Genomic DNA, 24,073 nt, shown 5'->3' with positions numbered 1-24,073 from the left:
ACTCAGCCATTCAATTTAACCTAAGTGATCTTGCTTTTAAAGCTTGTGACTTTACTTTCCCGGAAATTATATCATCCAAGGAGATTTCACTAAAATAGTTTTTAATTTTATACTCTAATTCTTCCCACAAATAATGAGCAGTACATCTAACATTTAATGCTAAACATCCTTTGCTATTATTACATCTAGTAATTTGAATTTTTTCTTCAACAGCAAAAATAATATCATTAATAGTTGTTTTTTTTATATCGCAGCTTAATAAATAACCTCCGTTTGGGCCTTTAACTGATTTTACTATCCCCTTATTTTTAAGTTTATTGAATAGTTGCTCTAAGTAATTGAGTGCGATATTCTGACGCTTGGCAATTTCAAATAATTTAGCTGGTTTGCTTGACTCTCTACTTGCAATATCTAGCACTCCCATAACAGCATATTTGCTTTTAGTTGTTAATATCAATAGACTTACAACCTCTTATTTTATTTTGGTATATAGAAAAAAACTCTAAAAAAACTAGACTAAAAAATATTTGCTATAACTAAGCAAACATCTAATTATTACTGTTGAAATATTTTTTATCATATGCTTTAGTATAGCTTAATTAGATTTTTTATTATCTAATACATTACTATTTTAGTCAACTATTATTAAGTATAAAATATTATGTCTGAAGTGTTTTTTAATGGACCAGCTGGTAGAATTGAAGGAGAATATGTTCAATCAGATGATTCAAAAGCTCCAGTAGCTTTAGTGTTACACCCTCATTTACCACCAGACTTTTTTCAAGGTAACATGAATCATGATGTTATAATCTGCTTACACACTCTTTTAGTAAAAAATGGGTTTTCAGCATTGAAGATTAACTTTAGAGGTATAGGCAAATCTCAAGGCGCTTTTGATAATGGAGTTGGTGAATTAATGGATGCAGCTACTGCTTTAGATTGGCTGCAATTACATAATCCTTCAAGTATAGATTACTGGGTAGCAGGTTTTTCATTTGGAGCTTGGATATGTATGCAATTAATTATGCGAAGGCCAGAAGTAAATAATTTTATTGCAGTATCACCTCCTACTAATAAATTTGATTTTTCATTTTTATCTCCTTGCCCAATACCTGGTTTGATAGTTCAGGGAGAGCAAGATAGTATAGTACCAGAAGAATCTGTACTAGAATTAGTTAACAAGTTATCAAGGCAAAAGAGTATTGATGTTGAATATAAATCTTTGAGTGGTGCTGATCACTTTTTTCGAGGAAAGATAGATGAGCTAGCTAATGCAGTAGATGAGTATATTAAACAAAATAATAGATTATCTACAGGTAAAAAAAGCACCTCTAAGAAACATCAAAATAAGTTATTACTATAAATTTAAAGTCATGATAAGATGAATTATATGGCGGATAGAGTGGGATTCGAACCCACGGTACAATTTCTTGTAGCGCCGGTTTTCAAGACCGGTTCCTTAAACCACTCGGACATCTATCCAAACTTTGGTATAACAGATTATTAAAAATAAGGCAAGGAAAACTATATGACTATTGCATAATTTGTTATTTGCTGCACACTCAGCATTATGTTTGAATATCATATGGTTAGTAAGCTGTAATATTGATTAGCTTTAGTAAATAATTAAATGTTAGGAAAATTTCGTAGTAACCCATGGGAACTAAGCTTAGTAATTTTGTATCAATAGATATAGGTAGTAGTAAAATTGCAGCTGTGGCATCTTATGTTGAAAATAATGGCTTAATTAATGTAGTAAGCCAAGGGTTTTACTATTCATCAGGAATTAAATCTGGCATTATTTCAGATTTTAAAAAAGCTGAAAATAGTGTTATTAGCGCAATATATAATTTAGAAAAAGATCTTGGAAAAACTATAAAACATGTTACTATCTCTCTGTCAAATGTTTGCACAAAATCTTACTATACCTACAGCAAAATTAAGATTGCAACGCAATATGTAACCAAGCAGGACATTATCAAGCTTATATCCAAGGCATTATACAATTTCAAAATACAGAATCAAGAAATAATACACTACTTTCCTATTGAGTTTTCACTTGATAATAACAATTCAATTCAAGATCCAATAGGCATGCATGGTAAGGAGTTAGGATGCAGATTACATTTAATAAGCGCTAATTCTAATGTGCTGCTTAATATTATTAACTGCCTTGCAAAGTGTCAGGTAGAGGTACAAGAGGTTGTTTTATCAATTTATGCCTCAGGATTAGCTTGTTTAACTGAAGATGAAAAAAATTTGGGCGCAATAATAATTGACGTAGGAGCTCAAACTACTTCTTTTGGAGTGTTTTTTGATGGTAAGTTATTATATAGCGGAAATGTAGCTATCGGAGGTTGGCATATTACTTCTGATATTGCAAAAGTACTATCATTAAGCATGAAAACAGCTGAAAAGCTAAAAGTATTATATGGCTACGCTATGGTCAATATGGTAAATAAAGATAATATTATTAATTTTGAAGATCTTGATCCTGAAGCTAACTATAGTAATGGCAAATCGAGTATTACTATTTCTCAGCTATCAAAAATTATTCAACCAAGAGCTGAAGAGATATTAGAATTAGTCAAAATAGAATATGATAAAATAGGAGTTGACTATTTAATCGCTCGTTGTATAGTGTTAACTGGTGGTGGAGCAATCTTGCGAGGGTTCAGAGAATTAGCAAGTAAAATTTTTGATAAATACACCAGAATTGGAATTCCCAATTTGTTGCCTGGTCTAGCAGAAGATTGCAATCCAAGCTCTTATTCAGCTGTAATAGGGGTTATTCAATATTATGCTAACAAGCAGCATAAATTTTATATGAATACTAACGATTCAGATAAATTAAAACATGGGTGGTTTAAACAAATAATGTTATGGCTAAGGGAGAATATATAAGGCATGGTACAGTTTATTTCTTTTTATTTATAATATTCTTCAATACTCAAGCAGTTACTGCTACTCCCTGGATACCTGATGTTAATAAGTATAACATTTTTATTACCTATAGTTCTACAGATTCTAGAGTTACAGAATCTTGTAGAATGCTGTATGAGCAGCGATCATTGCAAAAAAAGGAAGTATTAGAATATAATCAGGCTCTTCATAAAGGCATTTCATCTCTTTTAAGTGAAGTACAATCTATACATTATAGAATTATAGAAACTCTTAATGAAAAGATACAGTCTCAACGAGCCAATGTTACACTACTACAGCAATGGGAAATATTGATGCTACTTGAAGGTGGTATGTATAGTCCTTTAGGAGAGGAAGGTGTAAGAAAAGCGCAAGAACTAATGATTAAAAAGGCTGATAGCACTCCAACTTCTCAGTTAGCATTTAATGCAATTAATAACTTACAGCTTACTTTAACTAATCTAGAATCTGCTTTGATTGATCCTATGAATATGTCTGAAGAGCTTAAGCAATCATTAAAGCAAGATTTAAAAAATACTATTAATACTATTCAAGGAATGCCAAATACCAGTGTTAAAGATTTAACAACTATTCGTCAGTTAATTGATAAGCTGAAGTTTGAGGTAAAAAAATTAGCTGAGGATAATACTAAATATTATCCTACTAGCACAATATCTATTGCTTTTGAATGCGGCATTTTTTCATGCTTAGCTTTAGGAATAAATTTTCATTACCAAGAAATGCCAGATTTTATTAATGATATAGCTGGCAAGATTATTGATTTTAAATTATTAGCTAAATGGCAACTATATAAAAGCAACAGAATGCTTATAGCGATTCAGCCTATGTTGGCATTTAAATTTGGCACAGAGCAAGAAGCTAAACAATTCAATGAACTTTACTTATTAGCAGCTTATATTTATCGTTTACGCTCAATAAAGCTGATACATTTAGTTGAGGTTGGAGGAGCGATTGAATCTATCAGTCAACTGATGAGTGATTATGTATTAAAATGTGGAATTTGTTACGTTGCAGAATTTAAAAATAGTTTCAAAATTATAGCTCAAAGAAATTATTATATTTATCAAAATAACAAACAGGATCAGAATACCATAATTCATGATCAAATATCTATTGCTCGATCGGTATACAGTAACAAAAAAGATCAATTAGAATTAACAGTCCAGTTTGGCATTTTTGTAGAACGTTATAGAGGATATAAAGGACCTAATAACAAAGGAATAGTAGTAGGTTTATGGATAAAGAATTAGATTCATTAGTTATATCAATTGATAATTTCATTTGTAATATTCAAGATGGTGATATAGATAGCTTAGAATCCTTGTTAATTAAAGGCCTAACTACTGAGATTGAAGTATTAGATACGATTCAAAAAGAATGCAAGCTTGAGCTGATTAACACTAAGCAACTTATAAAATATAATGTACTTGACTACATCAGGCAAAGCGAATATTGCCAAAAACGATATTTGTTGTGTACTGATATTGATCAAAATAAGATAATAGTATTAAACAATTATAATCCTTTAAAAATAAAATTAATTGCTCAACATTTCTCAACTTATCTAGTTAAATTAATTAGCAAAAAAGATTTTTTTGCTCTGATTGATAACTCTTTTAAAAGATTAAATGTTGCAAGATCTAAATACTTGCTTGATTTGCATAATGATAAGGTCAATGCTAAAAATATTAACTATGTTTTACTTACTGGAAAAATTATCTTAACACTAAGTTTTTTGCATCAGTTTTCTAGAGAAGGGTTTTTATTCATTATGCATTTACTATACTTTGCGCATGGTGTTTTAAAGTTATTATTATTTAAAGTAGCTATGTTAAGATATCAACTTCATTTAAGTAGTTTATATTATAGTGTAGAGCTTTTTCCATTTTACACTATTTTAGTACCTTTATATCATGAAGTAGAGAAGCTTAGAGATATAGTTAAAGCAATAGAGTTACTTAATTATCCTAAAAACAGAATTGAGGTAAAAATTATTGTCGAGGAAGATGATGTATATACTATGCTTGAGCTGACTACAATGCATCTAGCTCATTATTTTCATGTTATTAAAGTACCTTTCTCATTCCCTCAAACTAAGCCTAAAGCATTAAATTATGCAATGAATTATATTGTCGGAGAGTATGTCACTGTCTATGATGCTGAAGACAGTCCAGAACCTGATCAATTATTAAAAGTAATATATCATTTTCAAAATTTGCAACCTGATTATCAATGTATACAAGCTAGAATTAATTTTTATAACAAAAATGAAAATGTATTAACTAAGTTAATGAGCATAGAATATTGCTTATGGTTTGATTTTTTTTTGTATGGATTAACATGTTTAGGGCTGCCTGTAACTTTAGGCGGAACTAGCAATCATTGTAGAGCAAAGATGCTAAAATCTTTAGGTTACTGGGATGCTTATAATGTTACTGAAGATGCTGACTTAGGATTAAGAATTTATATTGCTGGATTTAAAACTGCAGTTATTGATTCTTATACTTATGGTGAAGCTGTGATTGATTGTAAAGGATGGTTGCATCAAAGATCAAGATGGATTAAAGGGTTTATTCAAACTTCCTTTGTTTTTATGAGTTATAATAAAAATATAAGAAATAGATTGGGGTTATGTGCTAATATTTGTATCTGCCTTTTTATATTGTTCTCGCCTCTTATGTTTTTATTTATTCCGCTATGGCTTATTAGTGGTATAATTGATAATGACTGTACATTAGGAACAATATTGTGGTATAATATGCTTTTTGCATTAGCTTATATGCATGTGATGTCTTGGATAGCATTGTGTAGGATTAAAGGTCATTGGAGCAATTTGACATTACAAGACTTATTATGTTTTATAATTTGGCCGCTATATTCTATGTTACATGTAATAGCAAGCTATAAAGCAATTTTTGAACTATGTGTTAAACCTTTTAAATGGAATAAGACAAAACATGGAGTCAGTCGCATTAATATTAATTGATAGTTAAATCAAAGGTTTGTTACTATAAAAAAGTAAGTTATTATGAGAATTAGTATTATTTGCAAGTATGTATTTAAGTATTTGTTGCTAGGAATAAATATAATAATGTGCGCTTTTGTTGTATTTATTATTGCATTCAATTGCTTGAATATTCAGAAGATAGGATATAACAAAGTTAATGAAGAGCTTTATGCTTTTTCTGAATAGCTCTCAAAATAGTAAGAGTCATAAAGCCAAGAACTGTGCTTGCATAAATATCTGGCATTGTAATTGCTTCAGCGATAATTTAGAAATTGCATCATTAATTTATATAAAACAGAGTTTAATATAAGAAGTATGTCAAACTCTATGAAGAGCAAGGATTATATACTTTTTATGCTTATGTATTATAGTATTAAACATGCATTTTATATTTCCTTATTCATGATATTTTTCAAGTCTTCTATTAACTATTAAAACACCAGATTAGGATAAGGAAGTAGAAAGATGAGACAAGATAGGAATGATAGATATAGTAACTTGCAAGAGAGGCGATTATATGAACGAAGAAATTAATAGAAGCACGATGTCTAATATGCTCTAAATACATATGTTTTTTTAATACATTAAAGACAGACTCAATTAATGAACGTTTATTTAATAAACGCTTATCTTCAGTATCTAATAAATATGTTTTCATATCTTTACAAAAATTGTGCGATAGGAATCAATGTAGTAATGCATATCGGTATGAAAGAGCTGAAGGACTAGGGATAAGTAAGTCCGCTATACAAAAAGCATTAAAGAGACTAAATATTACATATAAAAAAAGCTATAAAACATACGAAGTCAAAAAAAGAAGAGAGATTAAAATTTTAGAATAAGATAAAAAGGTATAAAAACAAAGAAAAAGTTTTGTTTTTACGAATGATAGTTTTGTTCATAGTCCACATAGAACTGACTGATATGCAGCAACAAGCATGAGATGTTACAGCGTTTATGATTGAACATTCGTCAAAGAGAACTAATATTATAGAAGCATTAGTAGATAAATCCATGCTAACCGCGTATCAATTTTAATACTGCTATTTTAAACTGTTGAATAGAATAGGATTTAATTCCGAAATTACCTAATCATTCTGTAGTTGTGATAGACAATTCAAGTTTTCATAAACGTCCTCATTTAAAAACTACGATAGAAAAAGATGGACATGTATTAGACTATTTACCTTTTTATTTTCCTGATTTAAATCTATTGAAAAAATATTTTCAAGCTAATCAAGCAGAATCAAATATTACTGTGACATAGACACCATTTTCGAAAAGTATATAACATAACTATTTTATACTAGTTTAGCTATAGATACCGTGATAAGAATCAAGAAAAGAAATAATAATTTTATAAAAAAGATGTAAGTTTTTATAAAATTATTATTTCTGATGGATTGAAACATTAAGATTAAAAGGAGAATTATTCTTCAAGACGCCATAAATAATATGTAATAACATGACCTATAGGCAAAATTGGTCTTCTAAGGCAGATAGTATCAGTATGAAGATGTATAGTCATTTACAATGAAGTTTGCGTATAAAATATCATGTTGGTAAATCTTATGATGCTATTGTCGCTTTTTCTATGCTCAAACTTCATTATAAATGACTATACATCTTCATACTGATACTATCTGCCTTAGAAGACCAATTTTGCCTATAGAACATCTTATAATCAATAATAAAGGGGAAATAATGTCAGTATAAGCGGTTATTAAATAAACGTTCTTTAATTGAGTCTGTCTTTAATGTACTAAAAAAACATATGCATTTAGAGCATACTAGACACCGTTCTCCTCTTAATTTCTTTGTTCATATAATTGCTTCTCTTGCTAGTTATTCTATCTCTAAACTTAATCCCCATCTTATCTCTTCTTTTTCTCCTGACTCCTTATCCTAAATTGACGTTTATACTATCTTCAAAGCCTTATATTTCAACACTTGTACTTTGAATACTTACTTAATTAAGTGAGAGTTATAAGGATCTCTCAAGTTGTCTCGTTAATCTTTACAAACTCGCTGATGCCTGCGACCTATGTGGTTGAAAATTTTTGGATTTTCACTAATTTGACCCCCAATCTTCTTTTGCCTACTATGTAGTAGAGCATATCAGCTTCCACTACATCATACTTTCGGAGCTATTATGTTCACCATTTAGTTTTAGCTCAAATGTTTCACTGTCTACGCTTTACTACTGTCGTTACCTTCCGCAGCATAAGACTTGCTATATGGTAAAGCTAGCTTCTACTTCCATAACTGCACTTTCACCAGTAAGATTAATTCACCTTATCTTGATTCAGTTACAACTATCTGTACATTACATTTGGTGAAGTTGTCTTATATGGAAAATATGATAAACAAAAACTACTATGAAATTATTCAAACATGCTTTTTGAATGGAAGAGATGGCAACATCCAGTCTATCTAGTATAAAAATGCTGCATTACATGGAATTGCTTTACGCATTACAATCATTGAGCGGTAATAATGAGCTAGCTCGTTTAGACCAAGTACTGTTTGGAAATTTACTGTTCAAAATAGCTAATTGTTCTTTCATTTCTTGCTTGCGTCCTAACAGTGCATAGCTTTGAGCAATTCTATAAATAGCTTCTGGATAATATGATGTATGAGAATACTTATCCACTACAGTATTAAATCTATTTAAAGCTGCAATAGGATTTTTCTTATTTAAATAAAACTTTCCGATATCAATTTGACTACCAGCTAAATTTTTGGAGATAACATTTATTTTTTCTTTTGCTTTTATAGCAAAATCACTTTTAGGAAATTTATCTATTACTTGCTGTAGCTCTAATTTTGCATGAAGAAGCTGCTCTAGATCTTGTTGATTATGAGCTTGCTTGTATTCTGCCAGAGCTTTTAAATAGTATACATCCGCAATTTTTTGATGCACAGGGTGTAATCTAATAAAATTATCTAGCACCTCAGATGATTCTGAGTATTGTCCTGCTAAGTATAGACTATAGCCTCGCATTAATTCTGCCTTTGTTGCAGTATTTGAGCCAAGATGTTGAACAAAAATATCAAAAAATTGCTTTGCAGCAGCATTATATTTTTTCTTCTGAAAGAGCAACTCAGCTCTTGAGTATGCATCATCTTCTGAAAGGCAAGTAATTGTTGTTTTTTCTTTTGCAAAGACTATGCAGTTAGTAAAACATAACAAAACAAAAAGAGTGCAAATAAATCTAAACATATTAAGTAATTTATTTATTATAGTATTTAGGTTATACATTACTAAATTTAATATTATTTTATTGTACAAATATTAAATAAATAATAAAACAGTTGGTGCCCTTGACTGGACTTGAACCAGCACGCTTTTATGAGCGACAGATTTTGAATCTGTTGTGTCTACCATTCCACCACAAAGGCAATTAATACTTGCATGAAGTATACAACTTATTTATAAAAATTAAAAGATTTAATGTTCTAACAGTAATTAAATTATGACACTACTAAATTTTACAATACGTTCATATTATTTAAAGTAGTTTTATAAAAATTTTATGTTTATAGAATATCATTAATGTTATTAGAACAGGTTATATATATTATGTGTAATTTAGAAGTGTCTAAAAATAGTAGTAGAAATAAGTTATGGTCATTAATTTTTGGAATTCAATTATTGATTATTGATCAATTAGTCAAGTCATTTTTTATTAACTTTTTAAAAAAGACTCCAGAAATAGCAATTTCAATTTTTAAGTACTTCAAAATATCATATGTTTGGAATTATGGTATTAGTTTTGGAATATTTAACTATTATTATGATATTAGCAACAATTTTTTTCTTATTGTTAATACTATAATTGTACTATGCATTTGCTACTTGATAACAAAATCTAAGAAATTATTGCAGTTTAATGCTTACATGCTAATAATTATTGGTGGTACTAGCAATATCATAGATAGAATGCTATATGGCGCTGTTTTTGATTTTATAGATATATATTTGATAATATTTAATTTAGCTGATTTATATATTTTTGTTGGTACAATATTGCTAGTAATTTATTATTCATATTATGAATGATAAGTATGATAAACTACATTTTATTGTATTATATTATCCAGAGTGCGATAGTAATTAGAATAATAGTTATAGTGATAGGTTGATATTAAAAACAGAAAAATGATAAGAATAAAGAAAACATATACTCTTCGTACTGCACTCAAAAGTATCACTTTATATCTATGATGCAAGTAAATAGATAATAATTTTTAAGATCTTTGTATGGCAGTAAAAATATATCACTGCTGTTAATAACTCAGCTAAGCTTAATTGTTCCTTTGGTTATACTACTTGCTATTAGTATCTTTCTTTCCCACTCTTGATATATCTTGCAAAAATTATCTATTAAATATGTATAGCCAAGCTATTATAACTGCTTTATAGTAGTTTGGCTATTACTATGACCTAGATATGCTTTTCGAAAAGTATATAAACGCCAGATTAGGATAAGAAAAAGTATGAAAGGTATAATACAAAAGGTTTACAAGAGATATTATGTAATATCTTTAAATATAGTTTCAATTAATAACAGTTTATTTATTGTTCACATGTCTGTAAATGCAATTTTAGTATAAGAAACAATTAGAAATATGTAATATACAAGTGTTATAATGGTGAATGTTCAGGTTATTAAGTATAGTATTATGAAAGAATATTTGTAGAAATATGAGCAATAAATAAACAGTTATTAATTGAAACTACAGATAATATATAATTATACATTACCTCATAATTATATATTATCTCTTGTATACCTTTTACTCACTACCTTTCATATTTTTTCTTATCCTAAATTAGCGTTTCAAATATTAATGAACGAGGTGGAACGAACCGCAAAAAGATGAGACAGCCAGTTGTTGAAGGATATCGTAATAGCGTTGCCAGATGATAAGGAGTTAAATTTGGAAGATAGAATAAAGATTATACATGAAATAGTTGATGCAATGGAATGGGTGCAAAATGGTCTTGGAGTACAGATAGACATTCATAAGCCTCATAGAGGAGATAAAAACTGGCATGTACGTATATTGCTTACTATGAGAAGATTTAGAGAAGATGGAACTGGTTTAGGAGATATAGCAGTAGATTTAAACCCAAAAATCATAACATTAAGTAATGGCCAAAAGGTTGTTATTAAAGATCCCGAGATGATTCATGAAAGAGTAAAAGAAATAATTAATGCATTTTTCGCTAAATTAGGCTTACCATATAGAGTTAAGGATACCAGTAAAGTGCCGGGAAAGCATATTGGGCGTATTAGGAATTTAATTAATGAAGTAGTAAATGAAAATGAGTTACGTAAAGAGGCTCATTTGAAGATTATTAATGATGCTGACGTAATAACGGATTCTATAACACATTACAAATCTATTTTTACTAAGCAGGATGTTGAAAAAGCAGTAAAAGACATACCAGATCTAACAGCAAGAGAACAGTTAGTTCAGCAAGTGCTTAGTTCAAATAGAATACTAGAATTATATCATGATGATGGTGAAAGTAGCAAATATTTTACGACAATTGAGGTTCGAAATGAGGAGACAAGAATAATCAGAATAGCTAATAAAATCAATGATCAGGTTTATTACAACAACATTTACAATCTTAAAAGTGATATCGAAGGTCTAGCAAATGTTAGTGAGGAACAGAAACAAGCGCTAAGGCATATTTTGCTTAGCACTAGTGGAGTTAGAGTCTTGAGAGGAAGAGCTGGTACAGGAAAATCTTATGTTTTAATAAAAGCGCATAAGCTCGCAACAAATCGTGGACAAAAAGTTATTGGTCTTGCCCCCACTCATAAGGCAGTATCAGAGCTGAAGAGCAAAGGTTATACTGATGTCTATACAGTAAAAGGATTTTTGTATAATCGAAAAAAAATTTTTATGCAAGACAGCTTAATAGTAGTAGATGAAGCTGGAATGGTAGGTACTAAAGCTTATGCAGAGCTGTTTAGAGTAGTTAGAAACAATAATTGTCAACTGATACTCGCTGGAGATGAAAAACAGCTAGCTTCAATAGAAAGAGGCGGAATGTTTGAGATGCTGAGTAATATTTTTGGTTCACATGTTTTAGTAAATATTCGAAGACAAAGTAAAAACTGGAGCAGAGAAGCAGCAATGGAGTTTGCTGAGAGTAATATTTTAAGCGGTATAACCTTACTGAGGCAAAATAACTGCGTTAGGTTTGATAATACGTTGCAGGACTCAATGAGTAAGTTAATATACAACTGGAGTCTAAGCAAATTTAAACCACATGAAAAACTGGTAATTACAGTACGTAATAAAGATGTCGACATTCTTAATTCAAGTATTAGGTCTTTGTTAAAAGCAAATGGTACGCTAAAAGGCAAAGAATATAGGTGTTCATCAATAGCTGGAAAAAAAGAGTCCTATATGGTAGGAGATAGAATCGTATTTCAAAAAAGCAATAAGGATTTACAAATACAAAATAGTGAATTTGCAACTTTAACTTCTGTTAATAAAAATGAATTTGTAGCTAAGACAGATGCAGGAAAAAAGGTGAGTTTTGATCCTAGTAAAATACAATTTAAACATGGCTATGCAAGTACTGTTTATAAGGTCCAGGGAGCTTCTATAAAAGATGTATATGTTTTGCATAATGGAGTAAGTAATATAAGCAGCTCATACGTAGCTATGACAAGGCATATAGAGAACTTAAAGTTATATTGCAATAAGGAAGCAACTAAAAGCATTAACAGCTTAATAACGTCAGATTAGGATAAGAAAAAGTATGAAAAGCATAATGAAAAAGGTCTACAAGAGATAATATGCAATTATGATTATGCGAGATATTAAATATAGTTTTAATTAATAACGGTTTATTTATTGCTCATATTTCTACAAGAATTAGTTCATAATACTATACTTAATAACCTGAACATTGACCATTGTAACACTTGTATATTATCTCTTTCTGACTGTTTCTTATTCTAAAATTGCGCTTGCAGGTATGTGAGCAATAAATAAACCGTTATTAATTAAAACTATATTTAATATCTCGCATAATCATAATTGCATATTATCTCTTGCAAGCCTTTTGTATTATGCTTTTCATACCTTCTCTTATCCTAATCTGACGTTAATAAAACAGCTCAGCAGACCAAATGAGAAATCAGCTAGCATAACTCTGAAAACTGCTCATGATTTGGAGAAAGAACGGACAAAGACAACTGTTTTTAGTAAAATTGAAAACTGGTTTAAGTCTATAATCAATGATATCAATGATAGATCTCATGTGAATGAAGAATATTATCATTTTACCGCTAAACCAGAGGAAGAAGCTAAAGTAGAAAAAGTCGAGCAAAAGAATAGCATAAAGCAATGCACCACCAAAGATATTTCTACTCCATTATTTATGCACATCAAAGAACAAAGACAGTATGATTATGATGTAACCATTTTGTCTGCAGAAGGAAAAGCAATATCAAGTTTTCAGGAGGCTGGCATTGATAGCAGAATGGTATATAGCTCAAATGTAAATAATTTGAAGTACTATCAACCATTTCAAGGAGAAATGATAAACAGAATAAAGAATATGTAAGCACTATAAACGAGGCTGCAAAAGTACTGAAAAGCAAAGGAGCAATTACTAGTATCGTAGTTCCTTCAGAAGGTGAAGATTTTAACGAAATGCTAAAAAATAAAGGAGCAATAGCTGTTAAGGAGCTTATGATACCTGAAATCATGAAATTAATTAATACCCAGAACGTAAAAACAGAGTCTGAACAAATTGTAAAAGCTGATACAGCTCCAAAAATTGGAGTTAGACGGTAGTGCTGAAGATTTGAAATTGAATGTAAGCTATTCATTCACAGGGCGAATTACAAAATGAGCTATACATGATAGTTGAGATCGACTTTTGTAATTCGCATTATACCTATCTGCTAAGAGAATACTGAAAGTTATGTAACTCTTGCAGAATTTGAATCCTACACGAAAACTATCTCAACAATCACTTAGCAATAAAATTATAATTCAAACGGTAAAAATAGCAAATATTTATACCGCAAAACAATTTAGTGACGCGAAGGTGAGGTTTTATATGACTGACAAAATCAATGATTCAAATAATTTCAATAACATTGATAATTCAAAAACAGATATAGAAAATTCTAATGCTAACAGCTGGAACCACAACGTGGCTGTAAAGTTGATAAATGGTGATATCGCTGATGGCATAGTGCTACTTAGTGATAATAATAGCTTGAGAGCTGATAACACTCTGAAAGAATCAATAAACCAATTAATCAATGATTGGAAAAATAGTAAATTTGAGCCGCAGGATCGTTTGATAATTGCTGGCCATAAGGAAGCTGAAAATATTAATCAAAACATCAGAAACTACATGAAGGAAAATGGTGATCTAAAAGGTCCAGAATACAGCATTTTAATTTCAGGAGCCGAATCAAAAAAATATGCTAACTACATGGCTGGAGACCGAATTGTATTTCAAACAAACGATAAGGATTTACAAATACAAAACAGTATTGAGCTTACAGCAATCAGGAATTAAAGGCAATATCATTGCTAGTGCAGGAGTTATGAATTTTAAAAATTATTCACCATTTCCAGGTGAAAAAATCATCATTGCAGCAGATAATGATGGTAAAATTTCTCTAACTAATAATACTGTAATTAAAGCTGTAAAAATATTAGAAATGAAGGAAGCGATAACTTGTATAGTCAAACCACAAGAAAATGGTGATTTTAATAATCTACTGCAAACTTGTTGTGCTCAGTCAATTAGAGACATTATAGAACCTGAAATTACTAAACTGACTAAAGCAGTTGAAACAACCAAACTTACTCAAACAGAAAATAATAAACAAAATGATATTACGAATGTTAAAGAATTTGTATAATAAGTCGTCATCTCTATACTATTTTAAACAAGAAGAGGAAGCTAAACTGGAAGCGATAGTCGTGAACAAATTTTTAAACCATACAGAAATTTATAGTTCAAAAATCTTTAATAATCCCAATTTAAGGGCAAATATGGTTTTTGATAAAGAAACTCAAAAATTCTGGCCTGCACTCACTATTTTTGTTAAAAATGAAACAGGTGAAATTACTGGAGCTAAGATATTAGCTCTGAATTCAAAAACATGTAATAAAGCTGATATTCCAAAAAAATCTGTTGGTACAATTAGTGGATCATTTGCTGAAATTGCTCAACAAAATTCAAAATACTTACCTGTAACAATCATTACAAAGGATATTGAAACAGCGTTAACCTTTCAACAAGCTAGAGTATTAGAGCTTGTTTCTGTTCCTCACTAACATTTGCTAGACCTTCGATATCACTTTTAAGATTGTAAATGTTGTTGTAATAAACCTGATCATTGATTTTATTAGCTATTCTGATTATTCTTGTCTCCTCATTTCGAACCTCAATTGTCGTAAAATATTTGCTACTTTCACCATCATCATGATATAATTCTAGTATTCTATTTGAACTAAGCACTTGCTGAACTAACTGTTCTCTTGCTGTTAGATCTGGTATGTCTTTTACTGCTTTTTCAACATCCTGCTTAGTAAAAATAGATTTGTAATGTGTTATAGAATCTGTTATTACGTCAGCATCATTAATAATCTTCAAATGAGCCTCTTTACGTAACTCATTTTCATTTACTACTTCATTAATTAAATTCCTAATTCTACGAGGTCCAATATGCTTTCCAGGTACTTCGCTTGTCTTGTCAACTCTATATGGTAAGCCTAATTCAGCGAAATATGCATTAGTTTCTTCTTTTGCTATTTCATGAATCATCTTGGAATCTTTAATAACAACCTTTTTGCCATTAAATGTTATGATTTTTGGGTTTAAATCTACTGCTATATCTCCTAAACCAGTTCCATCTTCTCTAAATCTTCTCATAGTAAGCAATATATGTACATGCCAGTTTTCTTCTGTCTGAGACTTATGAATATCTATCTGTACTCCAAGACTTTTTTGCACCCATTCCATTTCATCAACTATTTGATGAGTTAGTTCTATTCTATGCTCTAAATTTAGCTCCTTCTCGTCTGGCAATGCTATTACTATATCCTTCAACAACTGGCTGTTTCTGTTTTTTGCGGTTCGTTCTACCTCATTCATTAATGTTTGAATATTCTTGAATTCTTGTTTTACATAATCCGGTATCAGCACTGTATGATATACGTTATCTTTCTTACGAGAGAAGTTATACTTTATACCTGTATTCTCGTTTTTAACAATAGTTCTTGCATTATACGCTGCCTTACGACAACTATCACCTCCTTTACTTCTACTTAAAAATTCAACCCTTGTAAACTGTATAGCCATCTCAATACCAATTCTCACCTGAGTTTTAAGTTAGCATGGTTTTTTTGATTTTGCTAGCATAAACTTCTTTTTTTTTAACATTCAATCGGTTAATGAGTACTCATTTTTTAGCAGTAAACTTTCAAGTTTACATATTGCGTAGTAAGCTTATTTTTCAATGAAGCTTCTAACCTGAATTCACGTTTTTTTGACTATAATTATTTGATGTTGGTTTGGTAGGCACGGTTTTTTTCTTTACTGGGATTTTATTTTGATATATTCTTGCCTGATTTTTTTATCTTTCTGAATTACTAACATGGCAAATCTTATGCAGCAAAAAATTACTCTTCAGCAAAAAAAGGCTAAGCTAATCATGGATGAGGTTAACCTTAAAATTAAAGAACGTAAAATGCGTACTCGACGTCTTATCGAAATGGGTGGATTAGTTGCTAAAGCTAATCTTGATCACTTACCAACAAATACTTTATTTGGTGCAATTGTTTCACTAAAAGAAACTTTAACACAACATCCAAATGTTCAGGATCATTGGACTACAATAGGTAAAGATATTTTTGATAAAGAACAGCAAAATAAAGCTGCCGTGATTTTAAAATTCACCTCTGAACCAGACGAAAACACTAAGCGCCACATTCGCCTTCATGGCTTAAAATGGAACAGTTTTCGTCAAGAATGGTGCGGTCATGTTAAGGACATTGAGGCCTTAAAGAATGTCCTCCTAAATGTTCAGTATAAACTTGAGCTTGTGTCTTAGTTTTTAAATACTTAGTATACTGCAGTAGGTTGATATAGCATTTAAGTCTCTATTTCTAGCATAACTGGAACATGATCAGACGGCATATCCCATCCCCTGGCATCTTTTATGATTATACAAGATTTAATTTTGTATTCTAAAGGGTGACTAATCCATATATGATCTAGCCTGCGACCGCGATCGGATTTGCTCCAATCAACATTTCGATAGCTCCACCAGGAATACAATTTTTCGTGTTTACCTGAAAAAAAGCGCACTGCATCAATCCAATCAAAACTAGTAATATTATGCATTAATTTTTTTCGTTCAATATCTGTATGAGACACAACATTGCGTAATTGATAACTTGACCATACATCACTTTCTAATGGCGCAATATTAAGGTCTCCAAGCAGTATAATCTTATCTTTTTTAGACTTATTATTCAAAAACCAAGCATTCATAAAATCAACATAGCATAATTTATGCTTAAACTTTATATTTACATTTGCATCTGGAATATCTCCTCCTGCAGGCACATAAAAATTATGGATGCTTAACTCTCCTATGTTAATAGCAATATGCCTTTTTTCATCATTATATAGATTTATTACAAACGTAGATTCAAATGAAATTCTTGATAAGATTGCTACTCCATTATAAGATTTTTGTCCACTATAAGTAATATATTTATATCCTAAATTTATGCATTCTGTTACTGGAAACAGCTTTTCTTCTACTTTCGTCTCTTGTAAAGCAATAATATCTGGATTATATAGATGAACTAATTTTTGTAAAAGAGGTATACGTATCCTAATAGAGTTAATGTTCCAAGTAATTATTTTCATTTAAAAAGTTAATTTTTTCTATTGTGCTATATTTTTCTGTTTCATACTTTTGTATTTTTATGTTAATACCAAGAAGACGTTACAACAATTACTATTTTTGATATCATATAGTTTATATAACTCTATCTTAATATTAGAATATATGCTTTGAAACACGCACATTAACTAGCATAAAGCTTACAGTTTATTTAGCTCTATGACAATTTTTGGTAGATTAAGGTACTTAGCAAGAGGTATAAATTCTTGTTGAGTTTCTAATATGATTTCCTGCTTTCTTTTGAGTGGCTTTATGAATATAGTTTTAATATTATCAAATCTATCGAAGAGTTTAATTAGTAATAGTAATTTGTGTTCAAAAGCAATCACATTCTTAAAATGTTCTGGCGTTTATAGGCTTCTGCATTATGGCTTTCATGCTTTATTTATCCTAAATTTGCATTATAAGCAATAAATAAACCGTTATTAATTGAAACTATATACGAGATAATATACAATTCTAACTGTATATTATCTCTTGTATAGCATTTGCTTGATACTTTCCATCTCTTTTTATTGTCCTAAACTGGAGTTATTATTAATTTTTACTTAATCTGATATCTTTTGTAATACTTATTCCAAAATGTAAGCTGAATCTCATGCTGTACCAGTAATGATGAATCCTTCAGTATCACTAAGGATGCAAATCGATTCTCCTACTAGATAACTAGTGACAGAGGTAGCACAATCTACATTAATGCTATCTTGTTCATTTAGTGCTACTTCTGTGCCATGATTGCTATTTAACTTAGGGTTGTTACACTGACGTTTACGAGTGCAAAGATCTTCATGCTCATTATAACATGACTTTCGCTTTTCTACTGATTGCATAACTTCTTCAGTATGCGTCTCTCTTATTATTTGCAGATTTTCAATATTATTTTCTTGATAGCTTTCTATTGGTTGAGATTGATTTTCAGATTGATTGGCAATGTAATTGTTTAATTTCAGTACTATTTCTTTAATATTATCATCATCATCTATATCTAGCATTCTATTGAATATTTCATCAGTTGTTAGCTCAGAATTTGACATGTTAGACGTTAATTCTTGACTATCACTATGCGTATTTATTTCATTACTACTGTTCTGAATATCATCTTGCATAGGTTGCTGCGCTACTTCTTCTACCGATGGCATAATCTGATACGAAGTAATACATATACTGTTCGAACTACTTGAAGTACTACCATCAATAGCTTTCATATCATTTTCTAGATACTTATTTGTTGTCTGTGATTGATTTTTAGACTGATTGGCAATGTAATTGTTTAATTTCAGTACTATTTCTTTAATATTATCATCATCATCTATATCTAGCATTCTATTGAATATTTCATCAGTTGTTAGCTCAGAATTTGACATGTTAGACGTTAATTCTTGACTATCACTATGCGTATTTATTTCATTACTACTGTTCTGAATATCATCTTGCATAGGTTGCTGCGCTACTTCTTCTACCGATGGCATAATCTGATACGAAGTAATACATATACTGTTCGAACTACTTGAAGTACTACCATCAATAGCTTTCATAGATTGATATAGTATATCTTCTCTATCATTTTCTAGATACTTATTTGTTGTCTGTGATTGATTTTTAGACTGATTGGCAATGTAATTGTTTAATTTCAGTACTATTTCTTTAATATTATTACCATCATCTATACCTAGTATTTTATTGAATATTTTATCAGTTGTTAGCTCAGAATTTGATATATTAGCCGCTAATTCTTGACTATCACTATGCGTATTTATTTCATTACTACTGTTTTCAATGTCATCTTCTCTGTGTTTGTCTATTATCTGAGATTGATGATTATTGATTGTTAAGTTATTTGGCTCTTGACTATTGCTATATTTTTCTAGCAGCCTATTTATGATGTTTTCACGATCTTTTTGACACTTATCTTTCACACTAGCTAATGTCAGTTCTAATGCGTTGAAAGATATTAAACGCTCTTCGGCATTTTTATGCACTTTTATCATTATATCAAAAATCTTAAATATTTTATATAAAAAATCTGGTGCCTTAGATCCTACACCATGTAACTTACTGGAAATAGTAGAAAAAGGTATATTTAGTGTGTATAAAACTTCTAATGTATTAATATTTAAAGTAAATTCTTTTAATGTTTTCTCTAATACACGTATATTAAATCTATTACAGTTGATTAACATACTTGTGATTCTACAAGCTTCTATTATTCTAGCTGGATATAGTAGTTTTTCTAAGTTATCTAAGTCTAGCTTAGAAATGAATTCATCAAAATCTTTATTTGAGTAAGTACCTGCCCAAGCTTGTTGAAAAATTTCACTTAAAAATATCTTAACACTTAGACGATTTTCTAATAATTTTGTGCCTAAGTTATCTTTATTACTAATGTATAGGTTAAAGAGGTTTTGTTTTATAATTGTCTGATTTATAATATTATTGTCAACATCATCTATCTCTTGACTATTATGATATTCTTCTTCTTTAAAAAACTCTTTAACCTTTACTATGTTACTGTTTGTTATCCTTTGAAATTTTTGTGAAAATTTTTTACAAAAGCTCAAAAAATATTCTTTTATTTTACATATTTCTGCATATGTGGGTTTTGGCAGCTTTTCCAGCTTTAGCTCAAAAAATTCAAATATCATTTTCAAACAATCTGGTGCCTTATATGTTGTATGATGTAACTTAGCGAAAAAAGTAGAAAAAGGTATATTTAAGTTATATAAGACTTCTAATGTATTAATATTTGAAGTTAATACATTTAATGTGTCTGCTAATAGATCTAGATTGATTTTACTACAATGTCCACTACTGCATATCATACTTGTGATATTGGGAACTTGTATTATTCTAGCTGGTTGTAGTAGTTTTTCTAAGTTATCTAAGTCTAGCTTAGAAATGAATTTATCAAAATCTTCATTTGAGTAAATACATCTTTCACTGTACTGAAAAATTTTACTTAAAAATTCCTTAGACCGCAGATGAGACTCTAATGATTTTGTTCCTAAGTTATCTTTGTTATTAAGGTATTGGTTGAAAGTATATAAATTATCTTGTTCACCATATCGCATATAAATTCCTTTTATTGATTCATTAAATAAAACCTCCTCCTCTATATACTCATTTTCTAAATAATCAAGTAATGCAAATATAGCATTACTTGATTCAAAATCAAACAAAAAAACTAACAAAATTAAATTAATTTAAAATATCTATTAAAATATCTTAAGTTTTTATGTGAAGTTATTTATATAAACTAGCGTTTGATATAAAGTGATATGCTAGATGATAACAAGAATAAGAATTATACTTGTAACGCAGGATTAGGATAAGAAAAAGTTAAAAACAGATAATGTACAATAGATCTCTTTGGAAACTGGTTAAGGTAGATCAAAATTATAAATGCCAGAGATCAAATTAAATCTAAGACCGAATCTTTTACGTCTATTTCGATATTTATCAGTAATAATTCTGAATTACCAAAGAAAAAAAGCAAGAAAAATCCTTTAACTAAAAATGATAAAAAGAATAATCTTATGTTAGCAGGAGAATGAGTTGTTAATGAAACCGTTATTGGTATGCTAAAACGGTTCAAAATTATTGCTGATAAATATCGAAATAGACGTAAAAGATTCGGTCTTAGATTTAATTTGATCTCTGGCATTTATAATTTTGAACTACTTTAACCAGTTTCGAAAGATGCCTATTATCTCTTGTAGACTTTTTATATTATACCTTTCATCTTTTTTCTTATCCTAAACTGACATTAAAAGTAATTTTTAATTTTTTGCAGAAGTTTTGATTTTGAACAATCGCTCAATTACAGATTGATTCAAAAAGAATGGCATGATATATATTACTCGATTAATGTATATTGTACTTTTTATCAAAAGACGTATTTAGTATTACAAAGTCAAACTATATAAGGAACTTCGAACATGCACCGTAGGAGCAATAGGCAATTTAATATCCAAGCAATGGGCAGCATTCAATTATGTCAGACCCTTAGAGATAGAGATGTATTGTCAGGAACTATTATAACAGAGATTTATAATAGAGCTTTGTTTTTACTGCAAACTGAAGATACAAGATACAATAGATTGCAGTTTGATGCCAGAGGCTTAGCAACAATTTTATATCAATTTGCAAAATTAAACTATGTTATAGGTTCTGAGTTTATTGATGCTTGGACAAATAAGGCTATAAATCTAATGGATGAGTTTAACTCTCAAGGGTTGACTAATTCCCTATGGGCATTAGGACGGTTAGAAATTCATCCACAAGCTGAATTCATTGAAGCTTGGATACATCATGCTATTAAAACTATTGATAAGTTTAACTCTCAAGATTTATCTAATGCCTTATGGGCATTAGGACGGTTAGAAATTCATCCACAAGCTGAATTCATTGAAGCTTGGATACATCATGCTATTAAAACTATTGATCATTTTACTACTCAAGGGTTGGCTAATTCTCTATGGGCATTAGGACTGTTAGAAATTCATCCACAAGCTGAATTCATTGAAGCTTGGATACATCATGCTACTAAAACTATTGATAGGTTTAACTCTCAAGAGTTAGCTAATTCCCTATGGGCATTAGGACGGTTAGAAATTCATCCACAAGCTGAATTCATTGAAGCTTGGATACATCATGCTATTAAAACTATTGATCATTTTACCACTCAAGGGTTGGCTAATTCTCTATGGGCATTAGGACGGTTAGAAATTCATCCACAAGCTGAATTCATTGAAGCTTGGATACATCATGCTATTAAAACTATTGATCATTTTACTACTCAAGGGTTGGCTAATTCTCTATGGGCATTAGGACTGTTAGAAATTCATCCACAAGCTGAATTCATTGAAGCTTGGATACATCATGCTATTAAAACTATTGATCATTTTACTACTCAAGGGTTGGCTAATTCTCTATGGGCATTAGGACTGTTAGAAATTCATCCACAAGCTGAATTCATTGAAGCTTGGATACATCATGCTATTAAAACTATTGATCATTTTACTACTCAAGGGTTGGCTAATTCTCTATGGGCATTAGGACTGTTAGAAATTCATCCACAAGCTGAATTCATTGAAGCTTGGATACATCATGCTACTAAAACTATTGATCATTTTACCACTCAAGATTTATCTAATTCCCTATGGGCATTAGGACGGTTAGAAATTCATCCACAAGCTGAATTCATTGAAGCTTGGATACATCATGCTACTAAAACTATTGATCATTTTACCACTCAAGATTTATCTAATTCCCTATGGGCATTAGGACGGTTAGAAATTCATCCACAAGCTGAATTCATTGAAGCTTGGATACATCATGCTACTAAAACTATTGATCATTTTACCACTCAAGATTTATCTAATTCCCTATGGGCATTAGGACGGTTAGAAATTCATCCACAAGCTGAATTCATTGAAGCTTGGATACATCATGCTACTAAAACTATTGATCATTTTACCACTCAAGATTTATCTAATTCTCTATGGGCATTAGGACAGTTAGAAATTCATCCACAAGCTGAATTCATTGAAGCTTTGATATATCATGCTACTAAAACTATTGATAACTTTAATCTTTAAGGGGTAGCTAATTCTATTTATGGAATATTCATATTAAATGTTTTATGTGACTCTAAAATTAAAGTACCACAGCAATTTATTTCTGCTGTTAATAAAAATATTGAACTGTTTGATGAAAATATTGAAGGTATTAGTCAAATTTTAAAAGCGTATTATTATTTTGGTAAACAAGGTGTAGGAATATTAACTTCACAAAATCGTCAATTTCTTGAAAAAAAGTTTAAAACCAAATTAACACCTTGTCATACTTCAAATTTACAACTAAATGTTCTGAAAGTAGTCAAAAAAGTATTAGCACAACACCTTGTTAAAACCGAGCATTATATTAAGCAGATTACTTCCAGTGTCGATATCTTTATTAAAGAGGAAAATACAGTAATTTAAGTAGATGGCCCATGCCATTTTGATGACAATAATGCTCCTAATTTTTCAACTAGGCTTAATACTAAATTATTGAAAAGTTATGGATCCATAGTACATAGAATTCCATATTGGGTTTGGGATAAGTTAAGAACAAATACTGACAAAGAAAAATATATATGTGA

15 protein-coding genes, 2 tRNA genes and 8 pseudogenes are annotated in these 24,073 nt (G+C 30.0%); 15 read left to right on the top strand and 10 right to left on the bottom strand.

What is annotated here, in order from left to right:
* Nucleotides 1-10: 10 nt before the first annotated feature.
* Nucleotides 11-457 carry an Rrf2 family transcriptional regulator gene (locus DK405_RS05460; protein WP_045912438.1) on the bottom strand — a complete coding sequence of 149 codons (447 nt, stop codon included), beginning with the start codon at nt 455-457 and terminating at the stop codon, nt 11-13.
* A gap of 204 nt (nt 458-661) precedes the next feature.
* On the opposite strand from DK405_RS05460, the gene DK405_RS05455 reads away from it, so the two are divergent.
* Complete coding sequence (locus DK405_RS05455) at nt 662-1,363, top strand: alpha/beta hydrolase (protein ID WP_045912439.1); 702 nt, start codon at nt 662-664, stop codon at nt 1,361-1,363.
* 28 nt (nt 1,364-1,391) lie between these two features.
* Here DK405_RS05455 and DK405_RS05450 read toward each other — a convergent pair.
* Nucleotides 1,392-1,482: transfer RNA gene (locus tag DK405_RS05450), tRNA-Ser, on the bottom strand.
* 174 nt (nt 1,483-1,656) lie between these two features.
* Here DK405_RS05450 and ftsA point away from each other — a divergent pair.
* The 3 genes from ftsA to DK405_RS05435 are packed head-to-tail and all read left to right on the top strand — an operon-like array spanning nt 1,657 to nt 5,929.
* Nucleotides 1,657-2,904, top strand: coding sequence for a cell division protein FtsA (ftsA, locus tag DK405_RS05445; protein WP_045912440.1), 1,248 nt, complete (start codon nt 1,657-1,659; stop codon nt 2,902-2,904).
* Entirely contained in the window at nt 2,883-4,193 is a 1,311-nt protein-coding gene (locus DK405_RS05440; protein WP_045912441.1) for a hypothetical protein, read from the top strand. The genes ftsA and DK405_RS05440 overlap by 22 nt, the downstream gene beginning before the upstream one ends.
* Nucleotides 4,178-5,929: a glycosyltransferase family 2 protein gene (locus tag DK405_RS05435; RefSeq protein WP_045912442.1), complete on the top strand. Its 1,752-nt coding sequence runs from the start codon at nt 4,178-4,180 to the stop codon at nt 5,927-5,929. The genes DK405_RS05440 and DK405_RS05435 overlap by 16 nt, the downstream gene beginning before the upstream one ends.
* 445 nt (nt 5,930-6,374) lie before the next feature.
* Here the strand turns inward: DK405_RS05435 and DK405_RS05430 are convergent.
* Nucleotides 6,375-6,623: pseudogene (locus DK405_RS05430) on the bottom strand (transposase); the annotation flags it as partial.
* A gap of 402 nt (nt 6,624-7,025) precedes the next feature.
* Between DK405_RS05430 and DK405_RS14050 the strand changes: the two are divergent.
* Both DK405_RS14050 and DK405_RS05415 read left to right on the top strand, forming a co-directional pair.
* Nucleotides 7,026-7,217, top strand: coding sequence for a transposase (locus DK405_RS14050; protein WP_080946445.1), 192 nt, complete (start codon nt 7,026-7,028; stop codon nt 7,215-7,217).
* A 447-nt stretch (nt 7,218-7,664) separates the two neighbouring features.
* Nucleotides 7,665-7,859 (top strand): annotated as a pseudogene (locus DK405_RS05415) (transposase); the annotation flags it as partial.
* A gap of 558 nt (nt 7,860-8,417) precedes the next feature.
* Here DK405_RS05415 and DK405_RS05405 read toward each other — a convergent pair.
* Both DK405_RS05405 and DK405_RS05400 read right to left on the bottom strand, forming a co-directional pair.
* Nucleotides 8,418-9,173 (bottom strand): outer membrane protein assembly factor BamD, encoded by a 756-nt coding sequence (locus DK405_RS05405; protein ID WP_245406877.1) that lies wholly within the window; start codon nt 9,171-9,173, stop codon nt 8,418-8,420.
* A 93-nt stretch (nt 9,174-9,266) separates the two neighbouring features.
* Nucleotides 9,267-9,352 (bottom strand) — tRNA-Leu (locus tag DK405_RS05400).
* Nucleotides 9,353-9,506: 154 nt separating this feature from the next.
* On the opposite strand from DK405_RS05400, the gene DK405_RS05395 reads away from it, so the two are divergent.
* Complete coding sequence (locus DK405_RS05395) at nt 9,507-10,013, top strand: signal peptidase II (RefSeq protein ID WP_052691742.1); 507 nt, start codon at nt 9,507-9,509, stop codon at nt 10,011-10,013.
* Between the two features lie 152 nt (nt 10,014-10,165).
* On the opposite strand, the pseudogene DK405_RS16125 reads toward DK405_RS05395, so the two are convergent.
* Nucleotides 10,166-10,338, bottom strand: a pseudogene (locus DK405_RS16125) (IS982 family transposase); the annotation flags it as partial.
* Nucleotides 10,339-10,846: 508 nt separating this feature from the next.
* Here DK405_RS16125 and DK405_RS05385 point away from each other — a divergent pair.
* The 4 genes and pseudogenes from DK405_RS05385 to DK405_RS15415 all read left to right on the top strand — a co-directional run.
* A complete protein-coding gene (locus DK405_RS05385; protein WP_231967645.1) occupies nt 10,847-12,727 on the top strand; it encodes an AAA family ATPase in 1,881 nt (626 codons plus the stop codon).
* Between the two features lie 358 nt (nt 12,728-13,085).
* Nucleotides 13,086-13,783 (top strand): annotated as a pseudogene (locus DK405_RS05380) (conjugal transfer protein TraA); the annotation flags it as partial.
* A gap of 268 nt (nt 13,784-14,051) precedes the next feature.
* Nucleotides 14,052-14,522, top strand: coding sequence for a hypothetical protein (locus tag DK405_RS05375; protein ID WP_064612651.1), 471 nt, complete (start codon nt 14,052-14,054; stop codon nt 14,520-14,522).
* Nucleotides 14,497-15,262 (top strand): annotated as a pseudogene (locus tag DK405_RS15415) (conjugal transfer protein TraI); the annotation flags it as partial. The gene DK405_RS05375 and the pseudogene DK405_RS15415, both read left to right, overlap by 26 nt.
* Here the strand turns inward: DK405_RS15415 and DK405_RS05365 are convergent.
* Complete coding sequence (locus DK405_RS05365; RefSeq protein WP_064612653.1) at nt 15,255-16,316, bottom strand: MobA/MobL family protein; 1,062 nt, start codon at nt 16,314-16,316, stop codon at nt 15,255-15,257. The pseudogene DK405_RS15415 and the gene DK405_RS05365 sit on opposite strands and share 8 nt — an antisense overlap.
* A gap of 295 nt (nt 16,317-16,611) precedes the next feature.
* Here DK405_RS05365 and DK405_RS05360 point away from each other — a divergent pair, with 295 nt between their 5' ends.
* A complete protein-coding gene (locus tag DK405_RS05360) occupies nt 16,612-17,067 on the top strand; it encodes a conjugal transfer protein TraD (RefSeq protein WP_064612655.1) in 456 nt (151 codons plus the stop codon).
* Between the two features lie 41 nt (nt 17,068-17,108).
* Here the strand turns inward: DK405_RS05360 and xth are convergent, their stop codons facing one another.
* The 3 genes and pseudogenes from xth to DK405_RS05345 form a co-directional block, all read right to left on the bottom strand.
* Nucleotides 17,109-17,894: an exodeoxyribonuclease III gene (gene xth, locus DK405_RS05355; RefSeq protein ID WP_064612656.1), complete on the bottom strand. Its 786-nt coding sequence runs from the start codon at nt 17,892-17,894 to the stop codon at nt 17,109-17,111.
* A gap of 161 nt (nt 17,895-18,055) precedes the next feature.
* Nucleotides 18,056-18,236: pseudogene (locus tag DK405_RS14035) on the bottom strand (HD domain-containing protein); the annotation flags it as partial.
* Between the two features lie 291 nt (nt 18,237-18,527).
* Nucleotides 18,528-21,119, bottom strand: coding sequence for a hypothetical protein (locus tag DK405_RS05345; protein WP_231967643.1), 2,592 nt, complete (start codon nt 21,117-21,119; stop codon nt 18,528-18,530).
* Between the two features lie 267 nt (nt 21,120-21,386).
* Between DK405_RS05345 and DK405_RS05335 the strand changes: the two are divergent.
* The 3 genes and pseudogenes from DK405_RS05335 to DK405_RS15035 form a co-directional block, all read left to right on the top strand.
* Nucleotides 21,387-21,614 (top strand): annotated as a pseudogene (locus tag DK405_RS05335) (IS5/IS1182 family transposase); the annotation flags it as partial.
* Nucleotides 21,615-21,950: 336 nt separating this feature from the next.
* A complete protein-coding gene (locus tag DK405_RS14030) occupies nt 21,951-23,528 on the top strand; it encodes a hypothetical protein (RefSeq protein ID WP_231967642.1) in 1,578 nt (525 codons plus the stop codon).
* 396 nt (nt 23,529-23,924) lie between these two features.
* A pseudogene (locus DK405_RS15035) lies at nt 23,925-24,062 on the top strand (RAP domain-containing protein); the annotation flags it as partial.
* Nucleotides 24,063-24,073: the final 11 nt, after the last annotated feature.

It is taken from the genome of Orientia tsutsugamushi (assembly GCF_900327275.1).
Classification (GTDB): Bacteria; Pseudomonadota; Alphaproteobacteria; order Rickettsiales; family Rickettsiaceae; genus Orientia; species Orientia tsutsugamushi.
The sequence above is the reverse complement of the archived record's forward strand: the minus strand, read 5'-3'. Positions and strand labels throughout refer to the sequence as shown.

Excerpts from the sequence above, each read along its gene's own strand:
- ftsA (WP_045912440.1), top strand. The coding sequence starts at position 1,657 with ATGGGAACTAAGCTTAGTAATTTTGTATCAATAGATATAGGTAGTAGT.
- DK405_RS05440 (WP_045912441.1), top strand. The coding sequence starts at position 2,883 with ATGGCTAAGGGAGAATATATAAGGCATGGTACAGTTTATTTCTTTTTA.
- DK405_RS05360 (WP_064612655.1), top strand. The coding sequence starts at position 16,612 with ATGGCAAATCTTATGCAGCAAAAAATTACTCTTCAGCAAAAAAAGGCT.
- DK405_RS05435 (WP_045912442.1), top strand. The coding sequence starts at position 4,178 with ATGGATAAAGAATTAGATTCATTAGTTATATCAATTGATAATTTCATT.
- DK405_RS05405 (WP_245406877.1), bottom strand. The coding sequence starts at position 9,173 with ATGTTTAGATTTATTTGCACTCTTTTTGTTTTGTTATGTTTTACTAAC.
- DK405_RS05455 (WP_045912439.1), top strand. The coding sequence starts at position 662 with ATGTCTGAAGTGTTTTTTAATGGACCAGCTGGTAGAATTGAAGGAGAA.
- DK405_RS05365 (WP_064612653.1), bottom strand. The coding sequence starts at position 16,316 with ATGGCTATACAGTTTACAAGGGTTGAATTTTTAAGTAGAAGTAAAGGA.
- DK405_RS05395 (WP_052691742.1), top strand. The coding sequence starts at position 9,507 with ATGTTATTAGAACAGGTTATATATATTATGTGTAATTTAGAAGTGTCT.
- xth (WP_064612656.1), bottom strand. The coding sequence starts at position 17,894 with ATGAAAATAATTACTTGGAACATTAACTCTATTAGGATACGTATACCT.
- DK405_RS05375 (WP_064612651.1), top strand. The coding sequence starts at position 14,052 with ATGACTGACAAAATCAATGATTCAAATAATTTCAATAACATTGATAAT.